10 protein-coding genes are annotated in these 16,921 nt (G+C 71.5%); 5 read left to right on the forward strand and 5 right to left on the reverse strand.

Features of this window, described 5'->3' with window-relative positions; translation table 11 throughout:
* Positions 1 to 20 precede the first annotated feature (20 nt).
* On the reverse strand, positions 21 to 2,429 hold the full coding sequence (locus ACLHRZ_RS33280) for a glycoside hydrolase family 65 protein (RefSeq protein WP_490422338.1): 2,409 nt from the start codon (positions 2,427 to 2,429) through the stop codon (positions 21 to 23).
* The gene (locus tag ACLHRZ_RS33285; RefSeq protein ID WP_490422339.1) at positions 2,426 to 3,172 is read right to left on the reverse strand and encodes an HAD family hydrolase; all 747 of its coding nucleotides are present in this window, start codon (positions 3,170 to 3,172) and stop codon (positions 2,426 to 2,428) included. The genes ACLHRZ_RS33280 and ACLHRZ_RS33285 overlap by 4 nt, the downstream gene beginning before the upstream one ends.
* A 248-nt stretch (positions 3,173 to 3,420) precedes the next feature.
* On the opposite strand from ACLHRZ_RS33285, the gene ACLHRZ_RS33290 reads away from it, so the two are divergent.
* The 4 genes from ACLHRZ_RS33290 to ACLHRZ_RS33305 are packed head-to-tail and all read left to right on the forward strand — an operon-like array spanning position 3,421 to position 12,795.
* Positions 3,421 to 9,081: an amino acid adenylation domain-containing protein gene (locus ACLHRZ_RS33290; protein ID WP_490422340.1), complete on the forward strand. Its 5,661-nt coding sequence runs from the start codon at positions 3,421 to 3,423 to the stop codon at positions 9,079 to 9,081.
* Entirely contained in the window at positions 9,078 to 10,259 is a 1,182-nt protein-coding gene (locus ACLHRZ_RS33295) for an FAD-dependent monooxygenase (RefSeq protein ID WP_490422341.1), read from the forward strand. Before ACLHRZ_RS33290 ends, ACLHRZ_RS33295 begins: the two co-directional genes overlap by 4 nt.
* Positions 10,252 to 12,027: an amino acid adenylation domain-containing protein gene (locus ACLHRZ_RS33300; protein WP_490422342.1), complete on the forward strand. Its 1,776-nt coding sequence runs from the start codon at positions 10,252 to 10,254 to the stop codon at positions 12,025 to 12,027. Before ACLHRZ_RS33295 ends, ACLHRZ_RS33300 begins: the two co-directional genes overlap by 8 nt.
* Positions 12,028 to 12,087: 60 nt before the next feature.
* Positions 12,088 to 12,795: a thioesterase II family protein gene (locus ACLHRZ_RS33305; RefSeq protein WP_490422343.1), complete on the forward strand. Its 708-nt coding sequence runs from the start codon at positions 12,088 to 12,090 to the stop codon at positions 12,793 to 12,795.
* Between the two features lie 20 nt (positions 12,796 to 12,815).
* On the opposite strand, the gene ACLHRZ_RS33310 is transcribed toward ACLHRZ_RS33305, so the two are convergent.
* From ACLHRZ_RS33310 to ACLHRZ_RS33320, 3 genes are read right to left on the reverse strand one after another with little or no spacing between them, the layout of a single operon-like run.
* A complete protein-coding gene (locus ACLHRZ_RS33310) occupies positions 12,816 to 13,679 on the reverse strand; it encodes a geranyl diphosphate 2-C-methyltransferase (RefSeq protein ID WP_490422344.1) in 864 nt (287 codons plus the stop codon).
* Positions 13,676 to 14,767 (reverse strand): terpene synthase family protein, encoded by a 1,092-nt coding sequence (locus ACLHRZ_RS33315; RefSeq protein WP_490422345.1) that lies wholly within the window; start codon positions 14,765 to 14,767, stop codon positions 13,676 to 13,678. The genes ACLHRZ_RS33310 and ACLHRZ_RS33315 overlap by 4 nt, the downstream gene beginning before the upstream one ends.
* Entirely contained in the window at positions 14,764 to 16,164 is a 1,401-nt protein-coding gene (locus ACLHRZ_RS33320; protein ID WP_490422346.1) for a family 2B encapsulin nanocompartment shell protein, read from the reverse strand. The genes ACLHRZ_RS33315 and ACLHRZ_RS33320 overlap by 4 nt, the downstream gene beginning before the upstream one ends.
* A 196-nt stretch (positions 16,165 to 16,360) precedes the next feature.
* Between ACLHRZ_RS33320 and ACLHRZ_RS33325 the strand changes: the two genes are divergently transcribed.
* The gene (locus ACLHRZ_RS33325) at positions 16,361 to 16,921 is read left to right on the forward strand and encodes a hypothetical protein (RefSeq protein WP_490422347.1); all 561 of its coding nucleotides are present in this window, start codon (positions 16,361 to 16,363) and stop codon (positions 16,919 to 16,921) included.

The raw sequence follows: 16,921 nt of genomic DNA on the forward strand, positions 1-16,921 counted from the left end.
CCTCCTCGGCGGCGGCCGTGTCACCCATGGTCGCGGACGTCGCTCCCGGGCTGCAGGTCCGCGGTCGACCAGGGCGCTCCGCGGCGGACCGGGACGCGGCCGGGCGGCTGTTCGGGGGCGGGGCCGGGGGTCAGGGCCGGTACCCGGCGGGACTGCGGCGAGCCGGGCGGCACGGTGAGCGACTCGTCGCAGTGCCGGATGGTCAGGGCCTCGCCTTCCAGCAGGGTGTACGTCGCGGTCGTCCCGGTGATCTCCACGCGCAGCCGCCGCCCCCGGACCTGTACGACGAAGGCGAGGCGGCCCAGTTGCTCGGGGAGCCGGGGGGCGAAGGAGAGGAGGCCGCTGCGGTGGTCGCGCATGCCGCCGAAGCCCATGACGAGGGCGAACCAGGTGCCGGCGAGGGAGGCGATGTGGAGTCCGTCGCGGGTGTTGCCCTCCAGGTCGAAGAGGTCCATCATCGCCGCTTCGCCCAAGTAGTCGTAGGCGAGGCGCATATGGCCGACCTCGGCCGCCATCGCGGCCTGGCTGCAGGCGGACAGCGACGAGTCACGGACCGTCAGCTGCTCGTAGTAGGCGAAGTTGCGCTCCTTCTGCTCCTGGGTGAAGGCATGGCCCCGCAGCACCATGGCGTAGACGAGGTCGGCCTGTTTGACGACCTGTTTGCGGTAGAGGTCGAAGTAGGGGAAGTTGAGCATCAGCGGGTACTGGTCCTCGCGGGTGTGCGCGAAGTCCCACATCTGGTGCCCGGTGTAGCCGCTGGCCTGTTCGTGGACGCCGAGTTCGGCGTTGTAGGGCAGGTTCATGCGCTCGGCGGCGTCGCGCCAGGCGGCGGTCTCCTCGTCGTCGACGCCCAGGGTTTCCGCGACGTCCGGGTGGCGTTCGGCCGCGTCCGCGGCGGCCCGCAGATTGTGCTGGGCCATCAGGTTCGTGTAGAGGTTGTCGTCCGCGACGGCGCTGTACTCGTCCGGGCCGGTGACGCCGTCGATGTGGAAGTCGCCGTGGTGGTCGTGGTGGCCCAGGGACCGCCACAGCCGTGCGGTCTGCACCAGCAGGGGCAGGCCGAATTCCTTCTCGAACACCTCGTCGTCGGTGGCGGAGGTGTAGCGCACGACGGCGTCGGCGATGTCGGCATTGATGTGGAAGGCGGCGGTTCCCGCGGGCCAGTAGGCGGAGCATTCGTCGCCGTTGATGGTGCGCCAGGGGAACGCGGCGCCTTTCAGGCCCAGTTGGCATGCGCGTTCCTGTGCGGCGGGCAGGGTGCTGTGGCGCCAGCGCAGGGCCTGTTCCACCGCCTGGGGTGCGGTGTAGGTGAGGACGGGCAGGACGAAGGACTCGGTGTCCCAGAAGCAGTGGCCGTCGTAGCCGGGTCCGGTGAGTCCCTTGGCCGGCAGGGCGCGCGCCTCGCCGCGGGCGCCGGCCTGGAGGACGTGGAAGAGCGCGAAGCGGACGGCCTGCTGGATCTCGGCGTCGCCGGCGACCTCGACGTCGGCGCGGGACCAGAAGTCGTCGAGGAACCGGCGCTGTTCGTCGAGCAGTCCGGCCCAGCCGGTGCTCTTGGCCCCGGTGAGGGCGGCGTCCACCTGGTCGTGCACGGCGGACACCGAGCGGACGGCGGACCAGCCGTGGGCGACGAACTTCTCCACGCGCAGCCGCTGTCCGGCGCCCAGCTGCGAGGTGACGGTGAGCCGGACGAGGTTGCCGTCGCTCTCGGCCTCGGCGGAGAGCTCGGTCTTCTCGGGGCCGTCCACCACGTGGTCGGCGGCCACCGCGATCTTCAGGCCGCTGCGGGCCGTGCAGTGCAGCAGCCGCATCCGGGTGCCGTTCGCGGCGTGCTGCTCGGGCACGAGCGGGTCCTTCAGCCGGGCCGCCGTGCGGGGGTCCGGCCCGTTCTCGGGCAGCGCCTCGTTGGCGACGAGCTCCGACTGGACGACGATGCGCACGTCCCCGTCGAGCGGTTCCACCTCGTACGCGACGGCCGCGACCGCGCGCTGGGCGAAGGAGACCAGCCGGGTGGAGCGCACCCGGACGGTGCGGCCGCTGGGCGAGGTCCATTCGGCGGTGCGGTGCAGCAGGCCGGTGCGGAAGTCCAGGACCCGTTCGTGGTGCTGCAGCTTCCCGTAGCGCAGGTCGAAGGGTTCGTCGTCGACGAGGAGCCGGATCACCTTGCCGTTGGTCACGTTGATGACGGTCTGCCCGGACTCGGGATAGCCGTAGCCGGCCTCCGCGTAGGGCAGCGCGTGGAACTCGAAGACGCCGTTGAGGTAGGAGCCGGGCAGGCCGTGGGGCTCCCCCTCGTCGAGGTTGCCGCGCCAGCCGACGTGCCCGTTGGCGAGGGCGAAGACGGACTCGCTCTGCGAGAGCACGTCGAGGTTGAGCTCGGTCTCGCGCAGGCTCCACGGTTCGACGAGGTAGGCGGGATGGGTGATCATGCGGTGTCTCCCAGCAGTTCGGCGAGGTCCTGCACGACGGTGTCGGCGCCGTGCCGGCGCAGGGCGTCGGCCTGGCCGGCCCGGTCGACGCCGACGACGAAGCCGAAGTTGCCGGCGCGGCCGGCCTCCATGCCGGCCAGGGCGTCCTCGAAGACGGCGGCCTCGGACGCGGCGACCCCCAGCTCGCGGGCGGCGGCGAGGAAGGTGTCGGGGTGGGGCTTGCCCGGCAGGTGCCGTTCGGCCGCCACGACGCCGTCGATCCGTACCTCGAAGAGGTCGTCGATGCCGGCGGCGATCAGGACGTCGTGGCAGTTGGCACTGGAGGAGACCACGGCGCGCCGCAGCCCGGCGTCCCGTGCGGCGTGGACGTAGCGGACCGATCCGGGGTAGGCGTCGACGCCCATCTCCTTGATCTTCTGCAGGACGAGGGTGTTCTTGCGGTTGCCGATGCCGTGGACGGTGTCGCGGTCGGGGGGATCGTCGTCGTCGCCCTCGGGGAGCGAGATGCCGCGCGAGGCGAGGAAGGAGCGCACGCCGTCGGCTCTGGGTCGGCCGTCGACGTATTCGTCGTAGTCGGTGACGGCGTCGAACGGCCGGAATCCGGGGCCGTCGCGCCGGGCGAGGAAGGCGTCGAAGGTCTCCTTCCAGGCGGCGGCGTGCACGGTGGCGGTCCGGGTGAGGACGCCGTCGAGGTCGAAGAGGCAGGCTCGGACGGGTTCGGGCAGGCCCAGGGTCGTGGTCACGCTTCTCCCCCTTTCCCGGGATCGTCCGACGCCTGCCCGTGGCGGGGGCGAATCACTCGTTCAGCGTGCCGGGACGGGGGCGGCGGGGTCTCGCGGCAATCGTTCAACTGACCGAAAGCCCTCGGCCACACATCTACTGATTTCACTAGTTGCAGCTGGAACGCATTTATCTTCTCCCACCCTTCTCGTTAGCGTGACATCCGGACAACTGCAAGATACATATTTTTTCGACCAGTTGGGGAAGTCACGTGCACGCTCGTCCGCTGTACCCGCTCAGCGCCTACCAACGGGACATCTGGCTGTCGGATGCTCTTTCACCGGATTCACCACAGTTCTCGATCGTGCTGCGCGAAAAGTTATCCGGGAACATCGACCTGGAGGCTTTGAAGGGTGCCGTCGGGCACGTCCTGGCGCACAATGATGCGTTCCGGATCCGGATCGGAAGCGCCGACGGTGAGCCCTACCAGTGGCTGGAGCCCGGGGAGCCGCAGCTGACCGTGCTGGACTTCCGGGCCGAGAGCGACCCGGAGGCGGCCTGCCTGGCCTGGGCCGACGAGCGCAGGGCGGTGCGGCTTCCGGTTCCGGGCGAGCCGCTGTACGACGCCACCCTGCTGCGCGCGAGCGACACCGAGGTGTACTTCCAGCTCACGGCCCATCACCTGATCTCGGACGGCTGGTCGCTGAACGAGACCAGGAAGCAGGTCCGGGCCCGCTACGCGGAAGCAGAATCGGGCCGGGGCGAGGCGGCCACGCTCCCCGCGGCGCCGTCGTTCGTGGACTGCATCGAGAGGGACGCCCACTATCGCGCCTCCGAGTCCTTCACAAAGGACAGGGAATTCCTCGGCTCCGCCCTGTCCGGTGCCGAACCCCGGCTCTTCGCCCGGAAGGACACCACCGCGGCGCCCGGCCTCCGCACTTCCTTCCTCATCGAAGGCGAGCTGATCGACCGGATCCTGGCGGGCGGGGACACGCCGTTCTCCGTCATCGCGGCGGCTTTCGGCGCCTGCTTCGCACGGGTGCACCAGGCCGACGAGGTGACGCTGGGCGTGGCCATGCTGAACCGGCACTCCGCCGAGGAGCGGCAGGTGCTCGGCCTGTTCGCCAATGCACTGCCGTTGCGTGTGGCGGCCGACGGCAGCGGGTCGATATCCGAAATGGCCAAGCAGGTGCGGACGTCGGTGCGGGGGCTCCAGGAACACCAGCGGCTTCCGCTCGCGGACGTGTTGCGCGACTGGTGGTCGTCCGGGCGTTCCGGTCCGCTGTTCGACGTGACGATCAGCTACATGCACTTCCCGGAACCGCCGAGTGTGCCGGGTCTGTCGGTGGACACCTACCTGGGCCTGGAGCTCCTCGACGGCAACGCGCTCGCGGTCGTCGTCCACGCCGGTGAAGGCTCCGGCGATGTGCGGGTCGACCTGGTGTACGCCGCCGATGTCTTCGGTGACGACTTCCCCGTCGCCGAGGTCGTCCGGACGGTGCAGTCGCTGATCGGGCAGGGAGTCGACCTGCCGGACACCCCGGTCGGCACGCTGCCCGCGCTGGCCGGCGTACGGACCTCTCCGCGCGCCGGTGCACAGCGGGCCGAGGAGGAGCTGCCGGAGTCCGGTGACGGCAGCCCGCGCAACGCGATGGAGGCCGAGCTCGCCGCGGTCTGGGCGGAAGTGCTGGACCTGCCCTCGGTCGGCATCCACGACAACTACTTCGTGCTCGGCGGCGATTCGATCACGATGCTGAAGGTTCGCGCCGGGGGCGAGCGCAGGGGCATCCGCTTCTCCGTCACCGACATCATCAAGGGCCCGACGGTGGCGGAGCTGGCCGCACGGGCGGTCCTGCACTCCGAGGACGAGCCGGAGACGTCCGCCGTGGCGCCCCTGGAGCTGATCCCGGCCGTGGACCGGGGACGGCTCGGCGCCTTCGAGGACGCCTTCCCGCTGTCCCGGGCGCAGCTCGGGCTGCTCTACCACAGCCGCAGGCACGAGAACTCGGCCGTGTACAACGACGTGTTCCAGTACACGGTCGCCGTGGCCTGGCACGAGGAGGAGTTCCGGGCGGCCTTCGCCCGGCTGGTCCGGCGTCATCCGGCGCTGCGTTCCTCGTTCGACCTGGCCTCCTACTCCCAGCCGCTGCAGCTCGTGCACCACCAGGTGGACGGCGGGCTGAACGTGGTGGACCTGCGCGCCCTGCCCGGGGCCGAGGCCGACGCCGCCATCCGGTCGCACATCGAGGAACGGCGCTTCGTCCGCTACGAGTTCGAGCAGGCGCCTCTGTATCTGTTCCAGGCCCACGTCCGTGGTGACGCGGTCGAGCTGGTGTTCAGCTTCCACCACGCGATCCTGGACGGCGGCAGCGTGGCGAACCTGATCACGGAGCTGTTCCAGGACTACGCGCACGCCATCGGTGCGGACATCGCGGCGGTCCCGGACGGCGAACTGCCCTCGCCCGCCGACCACGTCCGCGAGGAGCTGCTCGCCCTGCAGTCGGCGGACAGCCGGGAGTACTGGCGCAAGGCCCTGGACGGCGTGGCGCTGCCGCAGCTGGACGGCTTCCGCCTGTCCCGGAGCCCCGGCCGTGCGGAACAGGTGGTGCACCACGCCGAGTTGCCCGCGGCCGTGCAGGAGTCGGTCCGCCGGTTCGCCGCGGAGCACGAGCTTCCGGTCAAGTCGGTACTCTTCGCCGCCCACTGCCTAGCGCTGGGGTCGCACTTCTCCGCGGAGGACTTCGTCACCGGTCTGGTCACGCACGGGCGGCCCGAACTCCCCGACGCGGAGCGGATCGTCGGCCTGTTCCTCAACAGCATGCCGGTACGGGTGAACGCCTCGGGGCTGACCTGGCTGGAGACCGTGCGCGCGCTGTTCGCCCAGGAACAGGACAGCCACCCCCACCGGCGCTATCCGCTGAGCGCGATCCAGGGCGACGACGGCGGCGAGTTCACCCTCGAATCCGCCTTCAACTACGTCCACTTCCGTCAGCTGGCCTCGGTGCTGCGGCTGCCCCAGGTGCAGCTGCTGGACTTCCGGACGTGGGAGGAGACCAACTTCAAGATCCTGGTCAACGCCTACGTCGATCCGGTCGACGAGAGCATCCGGCTGCGTGCCGACTTCGACGGGAGCGTCTTCACCCCCGACCACGCCGAGCTGTTCGTCGACACCTACGTCCGGGTGCTGCGGCGCATGACCGAACGTCCCCAGGAGAAGGCGGACTTCGGGTTCCTGGCGCCCGAACCGGCCGCCGAGGCCCCGGCCGCCGAGGCACAACCGGACGTGGTCACCCTCTTCGCCGAGCAGGCCGCGCGCACGCCGGACGCCACCGCGGTGGCCTTCGACGGCGGCCGGTGGACCTACCGGGAGCTGCAGCAGGCCGCGGACCGGGTCACCGGTCACCTGCGTGCCGCCGGAACCGGCACCGGTGACCGGGTCGGCGTCGCACTGGACAGGTCACCGGAGCTGATCGCGGTCGTCCTGGGCATCGCCCAGGCGGGTGCGGCCTGTGTCCCGCTGGACACCGCCTACCCGGTGGAGCGCCTCCGCCTGATGCTGGCGCAGGCCCGCCCCGTCCGCGTCATCACCGGCCAGGAGTACGCCCACCTCGTCGACGACCCGGAAACCCTGCTGCCGGTGGAGGCCGTCACCGGCCAGGACCACCCCGGCGGGCAGGGCCTGCCCAAGGTGGCCGTCTCCCCCCGGGACATCGCCTACGTGCTGTTCACCTCCGGCTCCACCGGGGAGCCCAAGGGCGTGCAGATGCCGCACCGTTCACTGGCGAACCTGATCGCCTGGCAGAACAGTGCGCCCGGCGGGGCACCGGGCGGCATCACGCTGCAGTTCGCGCCGCTGAGCTTCGACGTCTCCTTCCAGGAGATCTTCTCCACCCTGACCTCCGGCGGCGTGCTCCGGCTGATCTCCGAGGCACAGCGCCGGGACGCCCGGGCCCTGCTCGAACTCATCGACACCGCACGGGTGGAACGGGTCTTTCTGCCCTACGTCGCGCTCCAGCAGCTCGCCGAGGTCTCGCACGCCCTCGGCCTGGTGCCGGGCAACCTGCGGGTCGTCATCTCCTCGGGCGAGCAGCTGCGGGTGACCGAGGAGATCCGGCAGCTGTGCGCGGCGCTGCCGGAGGTGCTCCTGGAGAACCAGTACGGCCCCACCGAGTCGCACGTGGTCACCAGCTTCACCATGGGCGGCCCGGCGAGCGCGTTCCCCGCACTGCCCCCCATCGGCTCGCCGGTCGCGGGCTGCGCCGTGCACGTGCTGGACGAGCAGCTGCGACCGGTGCCGGCCGGCAGCCGGGGCGAGATCTACCTGAGCGGTGCCTGCCTGGCCGACGGCTACACCGGCAGGCCGGACCTGACCGCGGAGCGCTTCCTGCCGCACCCCTTCGCCGGCGAGGGCCACCTGTACCGCACCGGCGACCTCGGCCGGGTGCTGCCCGGCGGCGACATCGTCTGTCTCGGCCGGGCGGACGCGCAGTTGAAGGTGCGCGGTTTCCGCGTGGAGCCCGCCGAGGTCGAGCTCACGATCACCGGCCACCCGAACCGCTTCCCGGGCATCGGCGAGGTCGCGGTGGTGGCCCGCCGGCGCGAGGGCACGGATGCCTTCCTCGCCGCCTTCCTGGTCCGGGACGCCGGCGGGGCGGCCCCGGCCGGCCTGGAGCAGATCCGCGCCGAGCTGCGCCGGACCCTGCCCGAGCACATGGTGCCCTCGCACATCCAGTGGCTGCCGGGCCTGCCGCTCACGCCGAGCGGCAAGCGGGACGACGCGGCGCTGCGCCGCATCCCCTTGCAGGCCGGGGAGACCGGCCGGAGCACCGAGCCGCGCGACGCGTACGAGCGGACGCTGGCGGAGATCCTGGCCGAGCTGCTCCAGGTGTCCGGGGTCGGGGTGCACAGCGACTTCTTCGACCTGGGCGGCACGTCCCTGACCGCGATGCGCCTGATCGTGCTGATCAAGCAGCGGTACGGGGTGGACATCCCCATGTCGCGGTTCGTCACCACTCCCACGGTCGGCGGCCTGGCCGAACTCCTGCGCTCCGGCGGGGCGTCGTCCACGTTCGACCCGCTCGTGCCCTTCCGCACCGAGGGCACCCGTCCCCCGCTGTTCTTCGTGCACCCGGCGGGCGGCAACGTGCTGTGCTTCACGCAGCTGAACCGGCACCTCCCGGCCGACCAGCCGTTCTACGGCCTCCAGGCGGCCGGTACCGAACTGGGCAGCGAGCCGCTGCGGTCGGTGCAGGAGCTGGCGAGCAGCTATCTGAAGGCGATCCGGACGGTGCAGCCGGAGGGCCCGTACACACTGGGCGGCTGGTCCTTCGGCGGCTTCGTGGCGCTGGAGATGGCGCGGCAGCTCCGGCAGGAGGGCGAGCGGACCTCGAACGTGTTCCTGCTGGACACGGTCGCGCTGACACCCGGCAAGCTCACCACCATCGACGACAACGCCCTGCTGACCTGGTTCTTCTGGGAGCTGCTGTTCCTGGAGCTGGGCGGCGAGTCGCCGGCGGCGCTCATCCCGCAGGAACTGGACACCCTGGCCGAGAAGTTCGAGTTCATCGCGCAGCGCGGCGTGGAGCTGGGCGTGCTGCCGCCCGGCAGCTCGGCGGCGATCGTGCGCCGGCTCTTCGGGGTGTACGCGGCCAACTGGCAGGCCGCCCTGGACTACAGCAAGGAGACGTTCGACCTGGACTTCACCCTGATGCGCGCCACGCAGCCGCTGCCGCAGGTCCTGCTGGACATGCACACCACCGCGGGCACCCTGCACCGGGAGCCCGCCAACGGCTGGGGCGATCGCACCACGGGTGAACTCACCGTGGTCGAGGTCCCCGGCGACCACCTGCTGATCATGGAGGAGCCGTACGTGCCCGTGATGGCCGCCAAGATCATGCGGATGGTCGACGAGGCCGCCGGCGGTGCCCGATGAGCCGGGGGCCGCTCAAGGCGATCGTCGTCGGCGCGGGCATCGGCGGCCTGACCACCGCCATCGCCCTGCGCCGGGTCGGCATCGAGGTCGAGGTGTACGAACGGGCCACCGAGCTGCGGGCCATGGGGTCCGCGCTGTCGGTGATGACCAATGCGGTCAACGCGCTGGCGAGCCTGGGCATCGACCTGCACCTGGAGAACTACGGCCGGCAGATCGAGCTGTTCCAGATCAGGACCGGCCGGGGCCGGCTGATCAGGACCAGGCCCTTCCCCGACGTCTGCCGTGAGCTGGGCGCGCCGAGCTTCTGCATCGGCCGCCCGGACCTCCAGCGCGCGCTGCTCGCCCAGGCCGGCGACTGCCGGATCGAACTGGGCGCGACGGTCACCGGGTTCCGGCATTCCGACGCCGGTGCCGAGGTCCGTTTCGAGGACGGGCGGGTGGCGCACGGCGACGTGCTGATCGGCGCGGACGGTTTCCGCTCCGCCGTCCGGGGACAGCTGGCCGGGCTCGACGACGCCCGCGACGGCGGCTACGTGTGCTGGCTGGGGATCGTCCCCTTCGCGCACAGCCGGTTCCCCGGTGGCTACGTGGGTCACTACTGGGGCAACGGCCAGCGGTTCGGGCTGATCGACATCGGCCACGGCCGGGCGTACTGGTGGGGCACCAAGAACATGCCCCCCGAGGCCTCGCACCACTGGCGCGGCGGCAAGGAGGAGATCCTGCGCGCCTACGCCGGCTGGGCCGACGAGGTGCAGGAGGTCGTCCGGGTCACGCCGGAGGAGGAGATCATCGCGGTCCCCGCACAGGACCGGCCGTTCCTGGAACGCTGGGGCGAGGGCCCGGTCACGCTGCTCGGCGACGCCGCGCACCCGATGCTGACCGCCCTCGGCCAGGGTGCCGCCGTGGCGATGGAGGACGCGGTCGTGCTGGCAACGTGCCTGAAGGAGGCGGCCGGTGACCCCGTCCTGGGTCTGCGCCGCTACGAGGACGTGCGCCGCGAGCGGACCCGGCAGCTGGTGGTGGCCTCGCGGGCGGCCAGCGACGCGCAGCACCTGGAGAACCCGTTGCGCCGCACCGTCCGGGACCTCCGGCTGCGCTGCGCCCCCCGCCGGAGTCTGGTGGCCGGGGACACCGCCGTGCTCACCTTCCCGCCGGTCCCGGCGGTGGGCCATGTCTGAGAAGCCGGACATGTCCGCCGCCACGATTCCCGGGCTGTTCGGTCGGCAGGTGCGGCGCACCCCCGACCGGCCCGCGGTGACCTGCGGGGAGGAGACGATCACCTACGCGGGTCTCGACGCCCGGTCCGCCGCCCTCGCCGCCGCGCTCCGGGAACGCGGTGTGCGCCCGGGCGACCGGGTCGGCGTGTGCCTGGCCCGCGGCATCGACCTCGTCGTCGCGCTGCTCGCGGTGCTCAAGGCGGGTGCCGCGTACGTACCGCTGGATCCCGAATACCCGCCGCAGCGGCTGGCGTTCGTGGCGGAGGACACCGGGCTGAGGGTGGCGGTCACCGACACGGAGGTCCCCGGCCTGGAGTCGGTGCCCGTGACCGCCGTCGCCGCCCGCCCGGCCGGCCCGCTGCCGCTGCCGGAGCCCGACGCCGTGGCGTACGTCATCCACACCTCGGGCTCCACCGGGCGGCCCAAGGGCGTCCTGGTGCCGCACCGGAACGTGGCCGCGCTGCTGGCGGCCACGGCCGGGGAGTTCGGCTTCGGCCAGGACGACGTGTGGACGCTCTTCCACTCCTTCGCCTTCGACTTCTCGGTGTGGGAGATCTGGGGATGCCTGCTCACCGGCGGGCGGCTGGTGGTCGTGCCGCACTGGACCGCGCGCGATCCGCAGGCGTTCCATACCCTGCTGGCGGCCGAGGGGGTGACCGTGCTGAACCAGACGCCGTCGGCCTTCGCCCAGCTGGTGCACACGGACGGGTTCGGCGACGGCGAACTGCGCGTGCGGCTGCTGGTGTTCGGCGGCGAGCCGCTCGACACCCGCATGCTGGTCCCGTGGTTCGAGCGCTGTCCGGACACGCGGGTGGAGAACATGTACGGCATCACCGAGACCACGGTGCACTGCACCCGGCGCACGCTCACCCTCCAGGACGCCCGGCAGGGCGTCCGCTCGGTCGGCCGCGCCCTGCCGGGCTGGACCCTGCACGTCCTGGACGAGCAGGGGCGGCCAGCCGGCACGGGGGTGCCCGGCGAGATCCACGTCGGCGGCGCCGGGGTGGCCGACGGCTACCTGAACCGGCCCGAGCTGACCGCGGAGCGGTTCGTCCCCGACACGGTCACCGGCGGTGGCGGCCTGCTGTACCGCAGCGGCGACCGCGGGCGCGTGCTGGAGAACGGGGAGCTGGAGCACCTCGGCCGGCTCGACGACCAGGTCAAGATCCGTGGCCACCGGATCGAACTCGGCGAGATCCGCGGCGCGCTGCTGGAGGACCCGCACGTCCGGTCCGCCGCAGCGGTGGTGCGGGCCACCGCCGATCCGGCCAACGCCTGTGTGGACGCCTACGTGGTGACCGACCGGCCCGACCGGGTGCCGGAACTCCGGGAGCATTTGGCGCAGCAGTTGCCCGCCTACCTGGTGCCCGCCACGATCACCGCGGTCGACGAGTTCCCGCTCACCCCCAACGGCAAGATCGACACCGGCCGGCTTCCCGCCCCGCGCGCCCGCGGGGCCGCTGCCCCGGCCGGCACGGAGGCGGCGGATCCCGTGACCGAGCAGCTGACCGGCATGTGGCAGCGCCTGCTGGAGGAATCCGTCGGCCCGGAGGACAACTTCTTCGAACTGGGCGGGAACTCACTGCTGTTGGCACGTCTCGCCAGGGAGATCCAGGAGTCGGGCCTGGGCCGTGTTCCGCTGCGCGACCTGTACCTCACCACCACCTTGCAGGACATGGCCGGGCTCATCCGGTCGCACGCGGACGCGGACGCGGCTTCAGCGCACTGATCACGGGCCGCCGGCGCTGCCGGCGGCCCGTTCACCCCCACCCCGGAAAGGTACGTCCCCATGCCTGTTGCGCTCTTGTGCATCCCGTACGCCGGAGCCGGCGCCAGTCTCTTCCGCCAGTGGAAACGTCATCCTTTGCAGCACGTGGAAGTGACGGCGGTCCAGCTTCCCGGCAGGGAGGAGCTGTTCGCCCAGGAACCCTGCACCAGCATGAGCGAACTCGTCGACCTGTGCACCGGACGGATCCGGGAACTGCCCCAGGACACACCGTTCGCGCTCTTCGGACACAGCTTCGGCGCGCTCGTCGCCTACGAGACGGCACAGCGCCTGGCCGCCGAGGGACTGCGGCTGCCCGAACGTCTGGTCGTGAGCGGTGCGGCTGCGCCCTGGCTGCCCAGGCCGTTCACGGACGCCGCCTCACTGGCCGACGACGAGTTCATTGCACGGGTCCGCGACGTCGTGGGCTACGACCATCCCGCGCTGCACGACGCCGAGTTGCGCGAGCTGCTGCTGCCGTCGCTGCGGGCGGACCTGGGCATCAACGACCGGTACGCGCCCGGCTCCACCGCCCCGCTGCCGGTCCCCGTCACCGTGCTGCGCGGAACCGACGACCGGTTGGTGTCCCGGCCGGACGCGGAACTGTGGGCGAAGGCCGCTGCACAACCCACCGAACTGATCGAGTTGTCCGGCGACCACATGTACTTCTCCCTGGACCCGAAGCCCCTGCTCACCGAACTCGACGCGCTGTTCGCCCGTTCCGCCGCCTGAACGGCGCGCGCAGGCCGGGGTCAGATGCGGTCGGCGACGATGAGGAGGTAGTGGAAACTGCCCTCCCGGTAGGCGGTCAGGAATTCCTGCTCGATGCCGGTGGCCAGGGAGGACCGCGAACGCAGTTCCCAGTAGGGGATGGTCTGCGCCGTCAGGTCGGTCACGGTGATCGGGACGAGTCCGTGGGCCGCGAGGGCGGTGAAGTAGGCGCTCCGGGGATGGATGTTGCAGGTGTAGTGGCTGTCGATGCTGCTGACGGCCCGGGAGCGGCCGCCGGTGACGTCGTTGGAGCAGCCGGTGATGCAGACGTAGCGGCCTCCGGGGGCGAGGACGCGGGCGAATTCGGTGAACGCCTCGTCCAGGTCGACGTACATGGTGGACTCGTCGGTCCACAGCGCCTGCCGCGAGCCGGTCTCGAAGCCGGTGTCGAGCATGTTGCGGAAGTGGAACCGCACGCGGTCGGCGACGCCCCGTTCCACGGCCTGCCGGTTGGCGAAGTCCGCCTGGTACTCGGATATGGTCACGCCGTCGACGGAGCAGCCCCGGCGCCGGTGCGCCATGAACGCGGTGCCGCCGCGGCCCGAACCGGCGTCCACGACACGGGCGTCCGCCGGGAGGGGTCCGAGGTGGTCCAGGAGCAGGTCGGCCTGGGCGCTCTCCAAGCGGTGGAGCTCGCGGACGATCTGCTGCTCCCGGTCCTGCGGGGCGCCGTCGAGGACGCCGGGGTCGTAGGGGCCGATGCCGTAGTGGTGGTGGTACAGCTCGTCGACACGGCCGAGCAGCAGGTTGACGCCGTCGTTCTGGTGGGTGTCCCAGTACTCGGCGACGGCCTTCTGGTAGTCGGTGCGCAGGACCGGGGTGGTCTGGTCGGGCGTGGTGGTCATGGTCCGTCCTTGTCGTGGGCAGTCGGGTCGGTGAGCGTTGCGGGGCGGTAGCGCGGGCTGGAGCGGTGCCAGGCGAGGCTGCCTGCGCACCAGTCGAGTACGCCGTCGAGGAACCGGCGCAGTTCGGGGCTGTCGCGGTGGGCCAGGGCGCAGGACTGCTCGCGGACACGGCGCATGAGGTCGTTGTGCAGGCCGGCGCTCAGGAGCAGTGCTTCCCGGTGCGAGCAGTGGCGTTCCTCGGCGATGGCCCGCGGGAGGTTGAAGTCCTCGCCCGCGCTGTGGCTTTCGACGTCGGCGGAGTAGATGTCGTTGGCCACGCAGCTGGCCAGGCCGGCGAGGCCGACGGTGTCGTACACCTGCGGGTCCGACCACAGCCGGGAGGGCAGGTGGTAGCCGCCGATCGCGTCGATGGCCGTCATGCAGGGCAGGAAGCTGTTGGCCTGCCGGTTGACCAGGTACTCCCACACCCGCGGCCGGTAGTGGGTGGCGCGCCAGGAGGACTCCTGGGCGAGGGCCGTGAGCAGGTTGTAGAGACTCATGCGGGTGCGGTCGAGCTGCACGGGGGTGGCGAGGCGTGCCAGGTCGGTGACGGCGTCCCGGAGGGCGGTCAGGGCGGGGTCGGCCCGGGTGGCGTCGTCGAACTCGGCTTCGTAGCAGGCCGGGAGGCGGATCTTCCCCAGGACGGCGGCGGCGGTCGCCAGGCGGGAAGGGGCGATGCCGGGATCGGCTCCCAGGGTGGGGTCGTCGCAATAGTGGTCGTCCGCGGCCCAGATGGCCAGGGCGCAGCGGGCCGGCACCATGAGCCGCTCCGGATCGTCGGTGCCGGGGTAGCACAGGGTGGCGAGGCTGCCGAAGTCCGCGGCACGTACCCGTTCGAGCCGCCCGTGGTACAGGCCGATGCGGTCGGCCCATTCCACGAGGCGCTCGGTGATCCTGGCGGCGGTCGGCGGATCGACGCGCCGTGGCGCAGGGCAGTCGAGACGAAGCGCCGCGACGGTCTCGTCGTCCGGGCCCGTGGCCGGTGGGCGCGGCGCCAGCAGGCGCGCGGCCGAGGTGCCGAGCCCGCTGGGCCCGCCCAGCGGGCTCACGTCGTGTCCCCGCCGTCGTAGTGGCCGACCTCGGCGTTCTCCAGGACGCCCAGCGCGCTGGGCAGCAGCACGGCCACCGAGTAATAGGCGCTGGCCAGATAGGAGATGACGGCCTTGTCGTCGATGCCCATGAAGCGCACCGACAGGCCGGGCTCGTACTCGTCCGGGATCCCCGTCTGGTGCAGGCCGATCACGCCGCCGTTGTCCTCCCCCGTGCGCAGGGCGATGACCGAGCTGGTGAGATGCCCGGAGATCGGGATCTTGTTGCAGGGCAGGAACGGCACCCCGCGCCAGGCGAAGACGTGGTGGCCGTTGAACTCGGTGCCCGGTTCGGTGATGCCCGCCCGGGTGCACTCGCGGGCGAAGGCGGCGATGGTGCGCCGGTGGGCGAGGAAGAACTTCGTCTGGCGCCGCATGGACAGCAGTTCGTCCATGTCGTCGGGGGTGGGAGGACCGGTCCGGGTGGAGATGCGCTGCGTGCGGTCGGCGTTGGGCAGGAGCCCGAACTCGGGATGGTTGATCATCTCGTGTTCCTGACGCTCGCGCAGGGCCTCGACCGTCAGCCGCAGCTGCTGCTCGGTCTGGTCCATCGGCCCGTTGTACAGATCGGCGACCCGGGTGTGGATGCGCAGCACGCTCTGGGCGACCTGGAGCGGGTACTCCCTGGGGCTCGTGTCGTAGTCGACGAACGTGCTGGGCACCGGGGACTCGCCGCTGTGTCCGGAGGCGATCCCGATGTCCGCCTCCCCGCGCCGGTTCGTCCGGGGCCGCGGGCGGGCGGCGAACTCCTCGATGTGCGTGCGCAGGTGCGGGGCGCGGTCGGCGATCCGCTCGAAGGCGCCGCGTTCGAGCACCAGCAGGGTGCAGGGGGTCGCCGCCGTGAACGTGAACTCCCAGGGTTCCCCGTCCGCCAGGCTCTGTTCCCCGAAGTAGTCGCCGTCGGTGAGCATGCCGTGGGAGACGGAGGTGTCGTAGTCGCCGGTCCCGGTCCTGTCCACCTTGCCGTGCGCGACCAGGAACACCTGCTCCCGCTGCTGTCCCGCGCGGGCGATCACCTCTCCGGCGGCCGCCTCGCGCTGCTCGAAGGCGCCGGACAGCGCGGTGAGCACCTCGCCGTCGGTGAAGTCCCGCAGGACCGGTATCTCCCGCAACTCCTGCGGGACGACCTGTATTCGGGAACCGCTCGTGTCGAATTCCACCCGCCCGTCCCCGATCGTGCAGGTCAGGCGCCGGTTCACCCGGTAGATACCCCCCGACACCTGTACCCAGGGCAGGATCCTCAGCAGCCAGCGCGAGGAGATGCTCTGCATCTGCGGCACGGACTTGGTCGTATGGACGAGATTGCGCGCCGCGTCCGTACTCAGACTCGACCGCGACAACGGTATGAACTCCGGCATGACGGCGCCTGCTTCCCTTCGGTCGGCAGAGGGAACCGCCCCCAGTCAAAGAGCACCCCGACCAACCGGCCAGCCGGGCCGTGCCATTCGGGGGACGCCCCGGGGTTGGCCGGACTCCGCCTGTCCGGCCGTCGCCCCGGACAGCATCCTGTGCCCCGCGAGGATTCACCCGCTCCACCCGAAGGAGGCCAGGAAGATGAAGAAATCGTCCCGGTTACCGTCCCGGTTGATGATGGCGCTGGGCGCCGGCGGGCTCCTGGCGAGCACCGTCCTGTTGACGGGCTCGGCATCGGCAGGTGCCGCAAGACCCGCGGTGACCGCACCGGAACTCGCGACCTCGCAGGACGTCGTCAGACAGAGCTCGTCCGCGGTGCAGCTCAGCGCCACGGGCGGGGTCCCGACGGCGGTGGTCTACGAGTCGCTGCCCGCCGGCTCGTGGGTGCTGTCCGCCAACGCCTCACTGGTGAGCTGGGCACCCAGCGACTACACCCGGTGCAGTCTGTACGTGGGCGACACGATCGTCGGCGGGGCGACCGCGATGGTCGGCGACCCCGGCGCGGGCAGCGCCGGCACGGGGACGTACGTGGCCACCGTGAGTCTCCAGGGTGCGTTCACCAGTGCCGCGGACGCGGGCGTCAGCCTGCGGTGCGGGCACGACCGCACGCAGACGACGGGCGGGCTGCCCTACGTGGATCCGGGGGCCACGCTGTGGGCGCACCGCAGTGACGGTCTCGGCCTGGCGAAGCGCGGCCGCTGA

The organism is Streptomyces sp. AM25 (genome assembly GCF_058146165.1).

Excerpts from the sequence above, each read along its gene's own strand:
- ACLHRZ_RS33320 (WP_490422346.1), bottom strand. The coding sequence starts at position 16,164 with ATGCCGGAGTTCATACCGTTGTCGCGGTCGAGTCTGAGTACGGACGCG.
- ACLHRZ_RS33325 (WP_490422347.1), top strand. The coding sequence starts at position 16,361 with ATGAAGAAATCGTCCCGGTTACCGTCCCGGTTGATGATGGCGCTGGGC.
- ACLHRZ_RS33310 (WP_490422344.1), bottom strand. The coding sequence starts at position 13,679 with ATGACCACCACGCCCGACCAGACCACCCCGGTCCTGCGCACCGACTAC.
- ACLHRZ_RS33300 (WP_490422342.1), top strand. The coding sequence starts at position 10,252 with ATGTCTGAGAAGCCGGACATGTCCGCCGCCACGATTCCCGGGCTGTTC.
- ACLHRZ_RS33295 (WP_490422341.1), top strand. The coding sequence starts at position 9,078 with ATGAGCCGGGGGCCGCTCAAGGCGATCGTCGTCGGCGCGGGCATCGGC.
- ACLHRZ_RS33305 (WP_490422343.1), top strand. The coding sequence starts at position 12,088 with ATGCCTGTTGCGCTCTTGTGCATCCCGTACGCCGGAGCCGGCGCCAGT.
- ACLHRZ_RS33280 (WP_490422338.1), bottom strand. The coding sequence starts at position 2,429 with ATGATCACCCATCCCGCCTACCTCGTCGAACCGTGGAGCCTGCGCGAG.